The organism is Sulfuriferula nivalis, from assembly GCF_009937995.1.
GTDB classification, from domain to species: Bacteria; Pseudomonadota; Gammaproteobacteria; order Burkholderiales; family Sulfuriferulaceae; genus Sulfuriferula; species Sulfuriferula nivalis.
The window spans coordinates 43,036-58,145 of record NZ_AP021881.1; the positions used below are offsets into that span (position 1 = coordinate 43,036).

The following is a 15,110-nucleotide window of genomic DNA, read 5'->3' on the forward strand; positions in this document are numbered from 1 at the left end:
ATAGCAATAACGTCACATTTTCCAGTCTATAATTAAGATGACATTATCTGGAGATGGACATGACGCAAGCGCTTACTGCTACAGAACTTGATCTCATCAACCGCTATTGGCGTGCAGCCAATTATCTTGCGGTTGGGCAAATTTATTTGCTCGATAACCCCTTATTAAAACAGCCCATCACCCTTGCCAACATTAAGCCGCGTTTGTTGGGGCATTGGGGAACGACGCCGGGGTTGAATTTCATTTATGCGCATATGAATCGGGTAATACGCCGTGATGATCTGAATATGATCTTCATTGCCGGGCCCGGACACGGTGGTCCTGCAGTAGTGGCGAATACTTATCTGGAAGGGACTTACAGCGAGTTCTATCCAAATATTTCGCAAGATGAGATAGGCATGAAACATCTGTTCCGTCAGTTCTCTTTTCCGGGAGGCATACCCAGCCATGTTGCACCTGAAACACCAGGCTCCATACATGAAGGGGGTGAACTAGGTTATGCGGTATCGCATGCTTATGGCGCGGTGTTTGATAATCCGGATTTGATCGCCTGTTGCGTGGTCGGAGATGGTGAGGCGGAAACCGGACCGCTGGCAACTGCATGGCATTCCAATAAATTTCTGAATCCAAAAAACGACGGCGTAGTGTTGCCGATATTGCATCTTAATGGCTACAAAATTGCCAACCCTGCAGTGTTGGCGCGTATCAGTCATGAGGAGTTGCGGCAATTGTTTGTGGGATATGGCTATCATCCGTATTTTGTTGAAGGTGATAATCCTGCGCTGATGCACGAACAGATGGCGGCAACCATGGATACCGTGCTCGCTGAAATCAAACAGATACAGCATCAGGCCAGGGTTGATGGGAATACCGAGCGTCCGATGTGGCCGATGATTATTTTGCGTTCGCCGAAAGGCTGGACAGGGCCCAAGGAAGTCGATGGTTTGCCAACAGAGGGTTCATGGCGTTCGCATCAGGTGCCTTTATCGGAAATGGCAACCAAGCCTGCGCACGTACAAATTCTGGATGCGTGGATGCGCCATTATCATCCCGAAGAATTATTTGATCAGCAGGGTAAATTGCTGCCCGAACTGGCAGCACTGGCGCCTGTCGGTATGCGACGCATGGGTGCGAATCCGCATGCGAATGGCGGCATATTGTTGCATGACCTGCGTTTGCCAGATTTCCGCGATTACGCTGTGGCAGTGCCGCAACCGGGGGCGGTTGATGGTGAAGCGACGCGCGTGTTAGGGACCTATTTGCGTGATGTCATGCGTCATAACATGGAGAATTTCCGCGTATTTGGCCCAGATGAAACGGCTTCAAATCGGCTGTCTGCGTTATTTGAAGTGACCGATCGCAGCTGGATGGCAGAGCATCTTGTTACCGATGATCATCTAGCACCCGATGGCCGAGTGATGGAAATATTGTCCGAGCACACTTGTCAGGGCTGGCTGGAAGGCTATTTGCTCACGGGTCGACATGGATTCTTTTCCTGTTATGAAGCCTTTATCCATATCATCGATTCCATGTTTAACCAGCATGCCAAGTGGCTGAAAGTGACGAGTCAGGAAATCCCTTGGCGCAGGCCGATAGCCTCGTTAAATTACTTGCTCACTTCGCATGTATGGCGGCAGGATCACAATGGTTTTTCTCACCAAGATCCGGGTTTTATCGACCATGTGGTAAACAAGAAATCCGAAATCATCCGTGTGTATTTGCCGCCCGATGCCAACACCCTGCTCTCAGTAGCCAACCATTGCCTGAACAGTCGTAACTACGTAAACGTCATTGTTGCCGGCAAGCAGCCTGCACCGCAGTGGTTGACTATGGATGCAGCGATCAAGCATTGCACCGCCGGTGCGGGTATCTGGGAATGGGCAAGTAATGATCAGGCTGATACGCCTGACGTAGTACTTGGTTGCTGTGGCGATGTGCCGACGCTGGAAGTATTGGCGGCAGTGGATATATTGCGGCAAGTGGCACCAGAGCTGAAAGTGCGGGTGGTTAATGTGGTTGATTTGATGACCTTGCAGCCTATCGAAGAGCATCCGCATGGTTTGTCGGATAGAGATTTTGACAGTCTGTTTACTATCGATAAGCCCATCATTTTTGCATACCACGGTTATCCTTGGCTCATTCATCGCCTGACCTATCGTCGGACTAATCACGATAATTTGCACGTGCGTGGCTATAAAGAAGAAGGGACGACGACGACACCATTTGACATGGTGGTGCTCAATGACCTGGATAGATTCCATCTGGTCATCGATGTGATGGATCGCGTGCCAAAAATGCAACACCGTGCCGCACACATTAAACAAGCCATGCATGACCGACTGATAGAGCATAAGCAATATATCGAGCAGTATGGCGAAGATATGCCGGCAATTCGTGACTGGAAGTGGTCTTATTAATGCCAATTATTTTAGTCATTAACAGTGGTTCGTCATCGCTCAAGGCCAGTTTGTTCGCTGCTGACGGGATGCGGCAGGATTTTAATTATCCGCATATAGGGCGAGGCAAGCTGCATGATCAGCACGAAGCATTTGCCGCGCTGATACGCGATTTGGGTACAACGCAACCAGATGTCATTGGGCATAGGCTGGTTCATGGTGGTGCGATTACTGATGCTGCGCGTTTGATAGACGCGACTGAGCGTAGCAGGCTGGACAGCATCATTCCGCTCGCGCCATTGCATTTGCCGAGCAATTTACTTGGTGTCGATGTGTGCCTCGAACATTTTGGCGTGCCACAAGTCGCCTGCTTTGATACAGCTTTTCATGCCACCTTACCCCTCTTGGCGCAACGCTTGCCGATACCGCAGGAACTAGGTTATCGGCGTTATGGTTTTCACGGCATCAATTACGCTTACATTGCGCAGCAGTTGCCAGCCATATTGGGTGATGCGGCGAAAGGCAAAATTGTCGTTGCGCATCTGGGCAGTGGCGCGAGCTTGTGTATGCTGGACAATCTCAAATCTGTGGATACCACCATGGCATACACGCCCGCAGGTGGCATCCCTATGGGTACGCGCAGTGGTGACCTTGATCCGGGTGTGATGCTGGCGTTGTCAGAACGTTATACAACCGCGCAACTCAGCGACTTGATTTATCACCACATGGGTTTGATCGCCTTATCCGACGGCTTATCCAGCGATATGTCACAGTTGCTTGCCAGTGATACCGACACCGCGCAATTTGCAGTTGAGTATTTCTGTCAGCAAGTGCGCGGCGCCATTGGTGCATTGGCCGCAAAGGCGGGCGGCATTGATGCGCTGGTATTCACGGCAGGTATCGGTGAGCATGCGGCATTGGTGCGCAGCAAAGTTTGTACTCCCTTGGCATTTTTGGGGCTGGCGCTGGCGGCCGAGCGCAATGCTACCCATCAATCGCAAATTCATGCCACAGGCAGCAAGCCCATATTGATCATACCTGCTGACGAGGAATCCATGATTTGCAGTCTGGTCAGCACGCTGATGTCGTATCAGGTAAACTTATCGTCTTAGTTATTTATAGTCTGTTTGCCTTATGCTCCATCTCACCCTTCGTCAGCTTCAGGTGTTTGAAGCCGTTGCGCGCAATTTGAGCTTTTCCAAAGCTGCGCGCGAGCTGCATCTGTCGCAGCCGGCGGTGTCTATGCAAGTTAAACTGCTGGAAGAAAGTGTGGGTTTGCCTCTGTTTGAACAGCTCGGTAAAAAAATCTTCATGACCGAAGCTGGGCGCGAGATGTTTCACTACAGCAAATCTATTGCCGAGCAATTGCATGAAGCGGAAGCGGTATTCACACAAATGAAGGGGCTGGATAAAGGCGAGCTGCGTATCGCCGTTGCCTCTACTGCCAATTATTTTGCTACGCAGTTGTTAGCGCATTTTTGTCAGGCGCACCCCGATATTGTGGTGCATCTGGATGTGGCCAACCGTGCTGAACTGCTGGCGCAAATGGAACAGAATAGTCTGGATCTTGCGGTAATGGGACAGCCGCCAGAAGGCCATGATCTAGTCGCCGAGTCGTTCATGGAAAATCCGCTGGTAGTCATCGCCCCGCCCACGCATCCCCTGCAAGGACAAACGCAGATACCGGCATCCAAGCTCGCAGGTGAAACCATGATCGCACGCGAAGCAGGCTCAGGTACGCGTAGCGCGTCAGAGCGCTATTTTCAGCAACATCATATCAAGCCGCGTACGGGGCTGGTAATGAATACCAATGAAGCGATTAAACAGGCCGTGCAAGCGGGGATGGGGCTGGCAGTGGTGTCATTGCATACTGTTGCCCTGGAGCTGCAAACGCAGCGTTTGATTACCTTGGATATTGTTGACTTCCCCATTCGCCGCCACTGGTTTGTTGTGCATAGACAAGATAAGCGCCTGTCGACAGCGGCATTGGCGTTCAAGCAGTTTCTGCTGGCGCAAGGGGCGAGTGTACAACCCTGATTGTTCAGCCGTGCTCAGAAGCGTGCCAGATGGAATTCAGATTAACTGATGGCGGTGCGGTAACAGTTTTTGCCATTATGTTTTGCCAAATACATCGCCGCATCAGCAATTTTAATGAGTTGCTCAGCTGTTTTTCCGTGCGTCGGGTAAATGGCGACACCAATACTTGCACTGACAGAGCAGCTTTTTCCATTAATAGTAAATGGCTGGCTGATGGCATCTATGATTTTCTTGGCGACTTGGTCTATGGCATCAGGTGTTTGGAGATTGCAAATGACCATTGCAAACTCATCACCGCCAATTCTCGCCACGGTGTCAGAGTCACGCACACAGCTCACGATGCGTCTGGCTGCTTCGCATAAGAGCGCGTCGCCAGCATTGTGCCCTAGGCTATCATTGATTAGTTTAAAGCCATCAAGATCAAGATAAAGCGTCGCGATGGAGCGCTCTTCCCGGCGCGCCCGTGCTATTGCCTGATTGAGCCGATCATAAAACAGAATGCGATTAGGCAGTCCGGTGAGGCTGTCGTGGTAAGCAAGATTGGTGATTTGTTCATTGCTTTTCTTCAAGCGAGTGAGCAAATTCCAGATGAATCGGGCTTGAAATCCCCCAACTACACTACTCATTCCTAACAGCGCAGCGGCTTCTGAAGTGACGTTGTCATTACCGGTGAGATTGAATGCAAGGCAAGGACGACTAGCTTCAATTGCTTCGGTGATATTAGCAAAAATATTAATATTTGCGCGCTTGGCAATTTGCAACGCAGGTGCCTGCTGGTTGGCATCAACAATACCGACTATCTCAACTAATGGGTCATCAATAAAGATTTCCAGCATCGCTGTTCCACCCAGTCCTGCACCGATAACGAGTATTCTTTGAGGTGTGATTTCCATTAGTAAGCATCGGATAGTATTGAATTATCTGGATATTATAACCAACAAATTGGAATATCCCTAGCTATGGACAGGTTATTGAGTTAGCATGATTTGACCTGAATTTTGCACTACTAGTAAACATTATTTCTTATGTTTAAATACTTGGATAGGCAGTTTCGATGCGGCTGCTGTTGCAGGATAGGATTTATGGGTATTGTGTACCAAGGTCAGGTTAATACTAAAAGTGGAAAATACAGCAGGGGTGAGTAATTTACACTGCATATTCATATTTACCCTTTTAGTCAGGAGTAAAGCTAATGAGATACTGGGGATTATTGATTTTAGTGCTGTTATTGGCGGGCTGCGGTAAAACGCATAAGGCAGTTTATGAGCCTAGTTTTAGCACTAAAGCTCCAACAAATATCAAAGCATATGTAGTCGGTATACACCCTTTGCACAACCCTCGGCGTTTGATGGAGATGTATGGACCGATACTGGAGTATATCAACGCTACTATGCCTAACGTACATTTCAGAATCGAAGCTTCGCGGAATTATGAGGACTTTGAAAAAAAGCTCTACAGTGGACACTTTGATTTTGCGATGCCTAATCCCTATCAAACGGTCTTATCCCTCAAACATGGATACCATGTATTTGGTAAAATGGGTGACGATAATAATTTTCGTGGTGTCATACTTGTACGTAAAGACAGTGGCATACGTACGATGAACGACCTTAAAGGTGGAAAGGTTGCATATCCATCACCTACGGCGTTGGCGGGGAGTATGATGCCCCAGTATTACTTGCATACTCACGGTATAGATGTAAACCATGACATCGAAAACGTTTACGTTGGTTCGCAAGAGTCAGCCATTATGAATGTATATCGAGGTCATGCAGCTGCTGGAGGTACCTGGATGGTGCCATGGTTGGAATATAGTGCCGAGCATGCTAATCAGGCCAGTCAGCTTGAAGTAAAATGGCAGACTGGGTCTTTGCCCAACAATGCTTGGGTAGTGCGTCAGGATGTGCCGGCGGCGTTGACCAGTCAATTTGCAACTGCATTGTTTGGATTAAATAATAGTGTGCAGGGTAGAAAAATGCTTGCGCGGATACCCATCTCTAATTTCGAACCTGCCACCAATGCAACTTATGCTCCCGTGCGTAATTTTCTTGTTGTGTTTTCCAATAGCGTACGCCAAGTTGAACAATGAATACCCCACCCTTCGTTCGCTGGATACCTGAAGCGATTCACGCTTATTGGCAACAGTCCATACGTCGACAGCTAATGCTGGGATTTAGCATTACTTCGCTGATTTTTATCCTTGTTGCCGGATATATTCAGCATGGTCTGCAACGCGATGCACTGTATAAAGAGGAGATGTCAAGTGCCACAGCGTTGGCCCGTGCGCTGGCCAGAAGCAGTTCTTCCTGGGTATTGGCGCGCGATCTGGCGGGACTGCAAGAGGTCGTGGGGGACGTGTCTGGTACGCCTGATTTGAAACGTGCCTTTATTCTGACGCGCGAAGGTCAGGTGCTCGCCTCTACACAAATCAACGAAATTAATCTGTATGTAAACGATACCATCAGCCTTGCTTTGTTGAAATCTCATCCACAAATGCAGGTGTTGGTAGATCGGCCCAATATGCTCGACGTTGCAGTGCCAGTGATGGTAAGTAACCATCATATCGGATGGGTGCGGGTCGAGCTAACACGTGAATCCGAGAATAAGGCATTAAGTCACTTAACTCAGGTGTGGCTGAGTTTTGCGCTGATGGCGGTGCTGCTGGTTATATTCGTCGCGTGGATGCTGACACGTGGTTTGTTAAGGGAGTTAAATCACCTCATGGCCGTTACCAGCGAAGTGAGTCGCGGCGATAAGGAAGCGCGTGCCAGTATTTTAAATGAGAACGAAGTGGGTGTGCTGGCACGTGATTTTAATCACATGTTGGATACAATCGCACATGAAAAGGCATTGTTACGGGGCGTTATCGATGCGACGCCGGATCTGATTTTCTTCAAAGATATAAATGGTGTTTATCTTGGTTGTAATAAAGCCTTCGAGCTATTTGCGGGGCGACCAGAAAATCAGTTAATTGGTCAGACTGATTTTGATTTTTTTGATCATGAGACGGCGGAATTTTTCCACGATAAAGATCAGCTTATGATGAAAAGTGGACATGCTGTCAGAAATGAAGAGTGGGTGACGTATTCGGACGGGCATAAGGTATTACTGGAAACGCTGAAAATCGCTTATCGTGGTACAGATGGTAAGGTGCTGGGGCTGGTTGGAACCAGCCGCGACATCACTGAACGCAAGGAAAATGAAATAAAAATTCAGCGGTTGTCCCGGTTCTATGCTGCTTTGAGTCAAGGTAATCAGGCTATTGTGCACTGTGCTAATAAAGATGAGTTGTTTTTGCAAATTTGCCAGGTGGCTGTGCAATTTGCCGGGCTGAGACTGGCATGGATCGGCCTTGTTGACCATGATAGCCAGATGGTTCATCCAGTAGCCAGTTTTGGTATTGGTGCGAATGAGTATCTGAATGAAATTAAGGTCTCCATCGACGCAGATAGTCCACTAGGACAAGGTCCGACGGGGATAGCCATACGCGAAAAGCAGGCCTATTGGTGTCAGGACTTTCAGCATGATCCAGCTACTGCGAGTTGGCACGAGCGCGGAGCGCATCTGGGGATTAATGCTTCAGCCTCATTACCTTTGACCCAGGATGGCAAAGTTATTGGCGCCTTTACCATATATGCCAGTGAACTAAATGCTTTTGATGAGGATGTGCGCAGGTTGCTGGTTGAAATGACGGGTGATATTTCTTATGCACTAGATAATTTAGCACGTGAAGCCGATCGCCAACAGGCAAACGAAGCACTGAAAAATAACGAGCAGTTATTGAAATCCAGCCTGGAAATCTTACCTGTAGGCGTCTGGATTATGAACGAAAAAGGCGAAATCATATTTGGGAATCCTGAGGGGCAAAAGATCTGGGCAGGAGCGCATTATGTGGGTATAGAACAGTTCGGGGTATATAAAGGCTGGTGGGTATCCAGCGGCAAGCTGATAGAAGCGCATGAGTGGGGAGCAGCTCGTGCCATAGAAAAAGGTGAAACATCTATTGAAGATGAGGTTGAAATAGAATGCTTCGATAGCACGCACAAATTCATCCTCAATTCTGCATTGCCGATGACAGATAGCGACGGGCGCAGAACGGGTGCCATTGTTGTTAATCAGGACATTACTGCACGTAAGGCAGCCGAAGAGCGCATCCAATGGCTGGCACATTTCGATGTGCTGACTGGGTTGCCAAATAGGGCGTTATTCACTGAACGCATTGATTATGCTATTAGCGTGGCGCAGCGCGCAGAAACTCAGCTGGCAGTGCTATTTCTGGATCTGGATCACTTTAAGAATATTAATGATACCTTAGGGCACCTCATTGGCGATGAGTTGCTGATTGAGATGGCAAAACGCCTGCAATCTGTGGTTCGCGATCAAGATACGGTCTCGCGTCAGGGGGGTGATGAATTCATACTGTTGCTGCCGGATGTGAATGTGAATGGCGCGGCTCATGTAGCGGAGAAACTGCTGTCGGCAGTTGCTCAAGTTTGTCAGATTGAAAACCATGAACTGGTTGTGACGGCCTCTATCGGTATCGCCATCTACCCTAATGATGGTGAAAGTTTTGCGGCACTTTCGCAGAGCGCCGATGTTGCCATGTACCGTGCCAAGCAGGAAGGACGTAATGGTTACAGTTTTTATACGCCAGAAATGCAGGCACGCTCGGTTCGTAATCTGCAACTGGAAAATGAGCTGCGGCGAGCCTTAGAACGCAAGCAATTACAGGTTTATTACCAGCCTCAGGTTGCGTTGGAGGATGGTCGTATACTCGGCGCAGAAGCGCTCCTGCGTTGGCAGCATCCTGAGTTTGGGGCGGTTTCACCCGCTGAGTTTATTCCCATAGCAGAAAATAGCGGTTTGATACTCTCTATTGGTGAATGGGTGCTGCGTACTGCGATGAGCCAGTTGAAGATATGGATGGATGCTGGTTTGCCTCCTATGGTCGTTGCGGTTAATCTTTCTGCCATACAGTTCCGCCATCACAATTTACCCGACCTGGTAACGCAGATGCTTGATGAAATTCAGGTGCCAGCACAATATCTGGAACTGGAATTGACGGAAGGTGTTGCCATGGATGATCCAGAAGGCGCTATGGCGATAATGAATGATTTGCACGGTCGTGGTATCCGTATGTCGATAGATGACTTCGGCACGGGTTATTCGTCACTGAGTTATCTGAAGCGTTTTAAGGTCTATAAGCTCAAAATAGACCAGTCTTTTGTGCGCAACATCGTTGAAGATTCGGAAGATAGAGCCATCGTCAGCGCTATTATCAGCCTGGCAAGCAGTCTGGGTATGCAGACGATTGCTGAAGGTGTGGAGACCGGTGGTCAGCTCGCATTTTTACAGGAACAAGGCTGTGATGAAATACAGGGTTATTATTTCAGCAAACCTTTGCCTGCCGAGCAATTTGAGTCATTCGTGCGCGAGGCGCAGGATAACAAACGCTCTTTCTAAAAATTATTTCTCGTTTTTCAATGCCAAGGTTGCTACTTGAACACGGTTTTTCATACCCAGTTTTTGCATGATGTTGGAGAGATGGTTGCGTACGGTGTTTTCCGACAGGTTCAGGCGCGTACTAATAGTTTTGTTGGGCAGGCCTTGCGCGACCAGATCGACTATCTCACGCTCACGGTTAGAGAGCTTGCTTAAGACATCCTGCAGCAATTCACCACGGGCAAGCTTTTGCATGATATGTGTGGGTAACATGCTGTTGCCTTGCGCTACCGAGTGTATGGCATGGATGAGTTGTTCGGGTTCGGTGGTTTTGAGCAGGTAGCCTTCGACGCCGTGGTTGATGGCTTCGGCAATGTCATCGTCGGTGTGTGCACTGGTAAACATGATAACGCGGATGTTGGCACGTTTGAAGCTGTCAATTAAGTCCAGCCCATCACCGTCGGGCAGGCCGCGATCAAGCAGCGCGATATCAGCACGGCCACCTGAACTAAGCCATTCGCGTACCGAAGCCAGATCAGCACATTGCTGGGTAATATGCATGCCTTCAGTATGCTCGAGCAGGCGCGCGGTGCCTAGTCGGGTGAGTGGATGGTCGTCGATGAGTATGATGCTGATAGTCATGTTTTTTCTCGTGATAGTTATAACGGCAATTGGCGCGGCTTATGCGGCGCATGCTTGAATAATCTATCATACAACGGTCTGGGCAGGACGTGCAGTACTTTTGCGACGATAGCCATTTGCCAGGGTAGCGTAGCATAGGCACGGCGCTGGCGGATGACTCGGGCAATTTTGGCTGCGGCAACATCGGCCGTCATGATGAACGGCATGGCATAAGGATTGACTGCGGTCATGGGCGTGACGATATAGCCTGGACTAATGGTAGTCACGGATATGCCACTCGCTTGTAATTCAACCCGCAATGACTCCAGGTAGGTTATCAATGCTGACTTGGAAGCGGAGTAAGCGCTACCTCCAGGCAATCCACGTATGCCTGCAACGCTGGCAATGCCGACCAGGCTGCCATGGCCTTGATTGCGCATGGCGGTAATAAATGGCTGAAATGTGGTGACAGTACCCAGTACGTTGGTGTTCATGACGGCCTGAAATACCGCAAGGTCGTCACTGTGTTCGGTGAGTGTGCCGACGCTAATACCTGCGGCGGCAATGACGATGTCTGGCACGCCAAAACGTGAGATAAAGTCATCAGCGGCGGCTTGCATGGCTGCCCTGTCGCATACGTCTAATGGGTAAGTTATTGCACTGGGGAATTGGTTAGATAAGGTGAGTAGAGCATCTGCGCGTCGTGCTACCAGACCTAATGTTGCGCCGAGCGCTGCATAATGGTGGGCAAGTGCGGCACCCAGGCCGCTACTTGCACCGGTGATGAATACGCGCATTACTTTTTGCTGGATTTGCTATGCTCTTTACGGGCTTTAACGATAAGTTCGTTAATCGTGCTGAACAAAGCGGCTTCACTACCCGTCATGGATTCGGAAGTGACATATTTGCCATCAATCACAAATGATGGCACGCCAGTGATTTGCGCATCGCGGATAAGCTGATTGGCGCGCAATACTTTGCTTTGTACGCTGAATGATTGGTAAGCGTTGATAAAGGCTTGTTTGTTCATCCCCACCTTGCCTGCCCAGTCGTATAAATCACTGTCTTTTTCTATGATCATGTTATCCATGTGGATGGCATTGAACAGTGCGTCATGATATTTATTGACGACGCCCATCGCTTCCATAGCGTAATAAGCTTTTGCCAGCGGTACCCAGCTATCGCGCAAGACGGCTGGAATGCGGCGGAAGCTGGTGTCTTTAGGCATGGTTTTCAGCCATTTATTCAGACCAGGCTCCAGGTGAAAACAATGCGGGCAGCTATACCAGAAGAATTCAGCAACTTCGACTTTTTTGTCGCTGTCAGTGCCCATAGGGGCGCTCAACACCTGGTAATCTTTACCTTCAACAGCAGCTGCATGGCTGGATAACGGCATGAAGGCTGCGAAAGTGAGAAGGCTGGCGCTAATGATTTTACGTAACAACATATCAACTCCGTTTAGTTAGTCTTAGTCCCAGCTTTTGCAGGGATCTTGATGAGACTGGCAGTTATTTTGTTTTGTTCCAGCGCATCGTGGGTTTTATTCGCTTCATCAAGTTTGTAAGGGCCTAAGCGAACGCGATGCCAAGTCCCTTTGTCAGGGATTTCAGTGGCTTGTATGGAAGCTTCAAAACCCATGAGCGCCAGGCGTGCTTTAAGATTGTCGGCATCTTCAGGGTTAGGAAATGCACCTGCCTGGACGAAATATAGCGTATCAGGGGCGACAGTTTTAGCTGTGTCTGCATTGGGTGCAGGATTATCTTTGCCAGGCAATATTTTATAAAAATCAAATTCTGGCTTGTCCGGCGTATTCGTGGCTTTGGCGAGCGGGTCAATAACGGTGCCCGTGGCCTTTTTATCATGTGCTTGTTCATCAACGGCTTTGGCTGCAGTCGCTTTTTCACGCGCATCAAATGGGTTGCTGCGCCCTACCCAGTATGCGACGGCGACAGCAGCAATCAAGCCTACTGCCAGGCCTATCAGTATTCCAGACCAGACTGATGAGCCGCCTGATCGGCGGTCGCTGGATTTGCGTTCGTTAGTGCGGGATTTGTAATCGCGTGCCATGTTGTCTCCTACATTTGTGTCGGGCTGGTTACGCCCAACAATGCTAAACCACGTTGCAATACAAAGCGTGTTGCCGTAATCAATGCCATACGGGCGTGACGCAGTGCTTCATCCTCAACCAGGAATTGCTCTGCATTGTAGTAACCATGCAACGCAGCGGCGATATCTTTGAGGGCGTAAGCGATAGCATGCGGCGCGAGGTCGCGTGCAGCCATTTCCAGTACCGCAGGGTAAGACGCCAATTGCTGCATGAGCTCAAGCTCGGAGCGCGTGGTGAGTACGCTGCAGTCTATATTTGCCAGTGCGTTGGCATCACCGCCCCACTGTGTTAGCACGCTGCAGATACGCGCATGGGCATACTGGATGTAATACACAGGATTATCGCTGGTCTGGGATTTAGCCAAGTCCAGATCGAAATCAAGATGCTGATCGGATTTGCGCAATACATAGAAGAAACGCGCCGCATCATTGCCGACTTCCTTGCGCAATTCACGCAAGGTGACAAATTCGCCAGAGCGCGTCGACATCGACGCTTTTTTGCCGTCACGATAAAGGATGGCGAATTGCACCAGCGCGACAACTAGCTTGTCCGGATCCAGATTCAGTGCTTGTAGTGCGCCTTTTACCCGAGGAATGTAGCCGTGGTGGTCTGCGCCCCACACGTCTATCATGATGTCGAAGCCGCGTTCCAGTTTGTTGATATGGTAAGCAATATCCGACGCGAAATAAGTGTACTGGCCATTATCACGCAACACGACACGGTCTTTTTCATCGCCAAAATGAGTGGAGCGGAACCATTTCGCACCGTCTTGTTCGTAAATATGACCATTCGCTTCGAGCTGGGCAACGATACGCTGTACCACACCTGAGTCATACAATGACTGTTCAGAAAACCATTCGTCGAACTCTACGCCAAATTCTTGCAAATCATTGCGACCGTCACCGAGTTGCTCAGTCAGCACTAAATCATGCACATAGTGATAATCCGCACCCAGCAGCGCTTTGGCGTTAATGATCAGACCGTCGAGGTGTGCATCAGGTAGCGTTTCGATGTCAGGTACTTTCGCAAACACATCGGCAGCAGGGCGCAGGTAGCGCGTGCCATGCTGGTCGAACATGATGCGTGCCATATCATTGACGTAATCGCCCTTGTAGGCGTTAACCGGGAAAGTGACATTTTCACCGCACAGGGTCAAATAGCGTATCCAGGTAGAAATGGTCAGGATATCCATTTGCCGCCCGGCATCGTTTACATAATATTCGCGTTCTACAGTGTAACCTGCTGCTGCCAGTACATTGGCCAGGCTGGCGCCATAGGCTGCGCCACGGCCGTGACCAACGTGCAATGGACCAGTGGGATTGGCAGAGACGAATTCAACTTGCACTTTTTTCCCTGCGCCCATTTGGCTATTGCCAAAATTCGCGCCCAGGCTGAGTGCATACGGCACAATTTGCTGATGTGCTGCGGGATGTAGATAGACGTTGATAAAGCCCGCGCCAGCAATTTCGGTCTTGGCAACCATTGCCGAGGCTGGCAATGCCGCATGTATCAGCGTGGCTAGTTCGCGTGGGTTACGGCGCAAGGTTTTAGCGAGTTTCATGGCGATGCTGCAGGCATAATCACCATGCGCTGCATCACGTGGGCGTTCCATTTCTACACTGACATCAGTCGGCTCAGGACAAACTTGTTGTACCGCTGCGGTAAACAATTCGACTAGGTGGGATTTAATCTCTATGTAAGGACTCAACATGACGCAACCAATTGAAAAAGATGCGCTATTATAGCCGTGCATGGCGTAGTTACCAATGATAAGGAGAAATCTAACATGGAATGGGCTTGCACATTGACCCCTGAAATCCCCGTCACCGAGCTATTGGCGCGGTGTACTCTGGCAAATTTACCTGCTTTGTGTGCAGACGTTTATAGCGTCGAGCATGTCACCACCGATGGCGCATACGCGCATGTGGGTTGCGTGTGGGGTGAATTTGAAATGGAACGCCGCCCGATCAAGAACGGGGTACGTTTTGCGCTGATTAGTTGCCCGAATGCGTTTCAATGGTCGATTACCAGTCGTCATGGCGCGACGGTCGTACATGGCAGTATCAATCAGATGCAGCCTGATCCTGAGTTTGCTGAATCTATCGTCGATTTTATGCAGAATTTTTGCACAGGCTTGCGGCAGACGACGACATGATAGCGCGCGGTGCCGCTGCGGAACAGGCGGCTGCGGATTATCTGGCGCAACAAGGGCTGGCATTGGTGACACGGAATTTCCGATGTCGTCTGGGTGAGATAGATATCATTATGCGTGATGGCAAGACGCTGGTGTTTGTTGAAGTTCGCGCCCGTGCCAGCCGTGAATTTGGCGGTGCGGCAGCGAGTATCGATGGTCGTAAACAGCAAAAGCTTATCGCCGCTGCGCAAATGTATTTAACTCAGGTATCCCCCACTCCGCCATGTCGATTTGATGCGGTGCTCATAGAAAACGGTGCGCTACGCTGGGTGCAGAACGCTTTTCAGACCTAGTGCGGGTATAATTTGCAGCT

General features: G+C 49.5%; 13 protein-coding genes. 7 read left to right on the plus strand and 6 right to left on the minus strand.

Going from position 1 to position 15,110, the window contains the following annotated elements:
* Positions 1 to 53: 53 nt before the first annotated feature.
* Genes SFSGTM_RS00200 through SFSGTM_RS00210 form a run of 3 tightly spaced genes read left to right on the plus strand, consistent with a single transcriptional unit; the run spans position 54 to position 4,433 of the window.
* Positions 54 to 2,417 (plus strand): phosphoketolase family protein, encoded by a 2,364-nt coding sequence (locus tag SFSGTM_RS00200; protein ID WP_162083396.1) that lies wholly within the window; start codon positions 54 to 56, stop codon positions 2,415 to 2,417.
* Positions 2,417 to 3,508, plus strand: coding sequence for an acetate/propionate family kinase (locus tag SFSGTM_RS00205; protein WP_162083397.1), 1,092 nt, complete (start codon positions 2,417 to 2,419; stop codon positions 3,506 to 3,508). Before SFSGTM_RS00200 ends, SFSGTM_RS00205 begins: the two co-directional genes overlap by 1 nt.
* A 22-nt stretch (positions 3,509 to 3,530) precedes the next feature.
* On the plus strand, positions 3,531 to 4,433 hold the full coding sequence (locus SFSGTM_RS00210) for a LysR family transcriptional regulator (RefSeq protein ID WP_162083398.1): 903 nt from the start codon (positions 3,531 to 3,533) through the stop codon (positions 4,431 to 4,433).
* Positions 4,434 to 4,474: 41 nt separating this feature from the next.
* Here SFSGTM_RS00210 and SFSGTM_RS00215 read toward each other — a convergent pair whose 3' ends face one another.
* The gene (locus SFSGTM_RS00215) at positions 4,475 to 5,326 is read right to left on the minus strand and encodes a diguanylate cyclase domain-containing protein (RefSeq protein WP_162083399.1); all 852 of its coding nucleotides are present in this window, start codon (positions 5,324 to 5,326) and stop codon (positions 4,475 to 4,477) included.
* Between the two features lie 299 nt (positions 5,327 to 5,625).
* Here SFSGTM_RS00215 and SFSGTM_RS00220 point away from each other — a divergent pair, with 299 nt between their 5' ends.
* Both SFSGTM_RS00220 and SFSGTM_RS00225 read left to right on the plus strand, forming a co-directional pair.
* Positions 5,626 to 6,522, plus strand: a complete 897-nt coding sequence (locus tag SFSGTM_RS00220; RefSeq protein WP_162083400.1) for a phosphate/phosphite/phosphonate ABC transporter substrate-binding protein — start codon at positions 5,626 to 5,628, stop codon at positions 6,520 to 6,522.
* The gene (locus SFSGTM_RS00225; protein WP_162083401.1) at positions 6,519 to 9,896 is read left to right on the plus strand and encodes an EAL domain-containing protein; all 3,378 of its coding nucleotides are present in this window, start codon (positions 6,519 to 6,521) and stop codon (positions 9,894 to 9,896) included. Before SFSGTM_RS00220 ends, SFSGTM_RS00225 begins: the two co-directional genes overlap by 4 nt.
* A 3-nt stretch (positions 9,897 to 9,899) precedes the next feature.
* Here SFSGTM_RS00225 and SFSGTM_RS00230 read toward each other — a convergent pair whose 3' ends face one another.
* The 5 genes from SFSGTM_RS00230 to argS are packed head-to-tail and all read right to left on the minus strand — an operon-like array spanning position 9,900 to position 14,314.
* Positions 9,900 to 10,517, minus strand: coding sequence for a LuxR C-terminal-related transcriptional regulator (locus SFSGTM_RS00230; protein ID WP_162083402.1), 618 nt, complete (start codon positions 10,515 to 10,517; stop codon positions 9,900 to 9,902).
* 17 nt (positions 10,518 to 10,534) lie between these two features.
* Positions 10,535 to 11,293 (minus strand): SDR family oxidoreductase, encoded by a 759-nt coding sequence (locus SFSGTM_RS00235; protein WP_162083403.1) that lies wholly within the window; start codon positions 11,291 to 11,293, stop codon positions 10,535 to 10,537.
* Positions 11,293 to 11,943, minus strand: a complete 651-nt coding sequence (locus SFSGTM_RS00240; protein ID WP_162083404.1) for a thiol:disulfide interchange protein DsbA/DsbL — start codon at positions 11,941 to 11,943, stop codon at positions 11,293 to 11,295. Before SFSGTM_RS00240 ends, SFSGTM_RS00235 begins: the two co-directional genes overlap by 1 nt.
* Before the next feature lie 11 nt (positions 11,944 to 11,954).
* Positions 11,955 to 12,563: an SPOR domain-containing protein gene (locus SFSGTM_RS00245; protein WP_162083405.1), complete on the minus strand. Its 609-nt coding sequence runs from the start codon at positions 12,561 to 12,563 to the stop codon at positions 11,955 to 11,957.
* Positions 12,564 to 12,571: 8 nt separating this feature from the next.
* A complete protein-coding gene (gene argS, locus SFSGTM_RS00250; protein WP_162083406.1) occupies positions 12,572 to 14,314 on the minus strand; it encodes an arginine--tRNA ligase in 1,743 nt (580 codons plus the stop codon).
* Positions 14,315 to 14,389: 75 nt separating this feature from the next.
* Here argS and SFSGTM_RS00255 point away from each other — a divergent pair, with 75 nt between their 5' ends.
* Both SFSGTM_RS00255 and SFSGTM_RS00260 read left to right on the plus strand, forming a co-directional pair.
* Positions 14,390 to 14,758 carry a hypothetical protein gene (locus SFSGTM_RS00255; RefSeq protein ID WP_162083407.1) on the plus strand — a complete coding sequence of 123 codons (369 nt, stop codon included), beginning with the start codon at positions 14,390 to 14,392 and terminating at the stop codon, positions 14,756 to 14,758.
* Entirely contained in the window at positions 14,755 to 15,090 is a 336-nt protein-coding gene (locus SFSGTM_RS00260; RefSeq protein WP_162083408.1) for a YraN family protein, read from the plus strand. Before SFSGTM_RS00255 ends, SFSGTM_RS00260 begins: the two co-directional genes overlap by 4 nt.
* The last annotated feature ends 20 nt before the right edge of the window (positions 15,091 to 15,110 follow it).

What these genes read in the sequence shown, in the direction of transcription:
- SFSGTM_RS00200 (WP_162083396.1), top strand. Translation starts at nt 54, where the DNA reads ATGGACATGACGCAAGCGCTTACTGCTACAGAACTTGATCTCATCAAC.
- SFSGTM_RS00205 (WP_162083397.1), top strand. Translation starts at nt 2,417, where the DNA reads ATGCCAATTATTTTAGTCATTAACAGTGGTTCGTCATCGCTCAAGGCC.
- SFSGTM_RS00210 (WP_162083398.1), top strand. Translation starts at nt 3,531, where the DNA reads ATGCTCCATCTCACCCTTCGTCAGCTTCAGGTGTTTGAAGCCGTTGCG.
- SFSGTM_RS00215 (WP_162083399.1), bottom strand. Translation starts at nt 5,326, where the DNA reads ATGGAAATCACACCTCAAAGAATACTCGTTATCGGTGCAGGACTGGGT.
- SFSGTM_RS00220 (WP_162083400.1), top strand. Translation starts at nt 5,626, where the DNA reads ATGAGATACTGGGGATTATTGATTTTAGTGCTGTTATTGGCGGGCTGC.
- SFSGTM_RS00225 (WP_162083401.1), top strand. Translation starts at nt 6,519, where the DNA reads ATGAATACCCCACCCTTCGTTCGCTGGATACCTGAAGCGATTCACGCT.
- SFSGTM_RS00230 (WP_162083402.1), bottom strand. Translation starts at nt 10,517, where the DNA reads ATGACTATCAGCATCATACTCATCGACGACCATCCACTCACCCGACTA.
- SFSGTM_RS00235 (WP_162083403.1), bottom strand. Translation starts at nt 11,293, where the DNA reads ATGCGCGTATTCATCACCGGTGCAAGTAGCGGCCTGGGTGCCGCACTT.
- SFSGTM_RS00240 (WP_162083404.1), bottom strand. Translation starts at nt 11,943, where the DNA reads ATGTTGTTACGTAAAATCATTAGCGCCAGCCTTCTCACTTTCGCAGCC.
- SFSGTM_RS00245 (WP_162083405.1), bottom strand. Translation starts at nt 12,563, where the DNA reads ATGGCACGCGATTACAAATCCCGCACTAACGAACGCAAATCCAGCGAC.
- argS (WP_162083406.1), bottom strand. Translation starts at nt 14,314, where the DNA reads ATGTTGAGTCCTTACATAGAGATTAAATCCCACCTAGTCGAATTGTTT.
- SFSGTM_RS00255 (WP_162083407.1), top strand. Translation starts at nt 14,390, where the DNA reads ATGGAATGGGCTTGCACATTGACCCCTGAAATCCCCGTCACCGAGCTA.
- SFSGTM_RS00260 (WP_162083408.1), top strand. Translation starts at nt 14,755, where the DNA reads ATGATAGCGCGCGGTGCCGCTGCGGAACAGGCGGCTGCGGATTATCTG.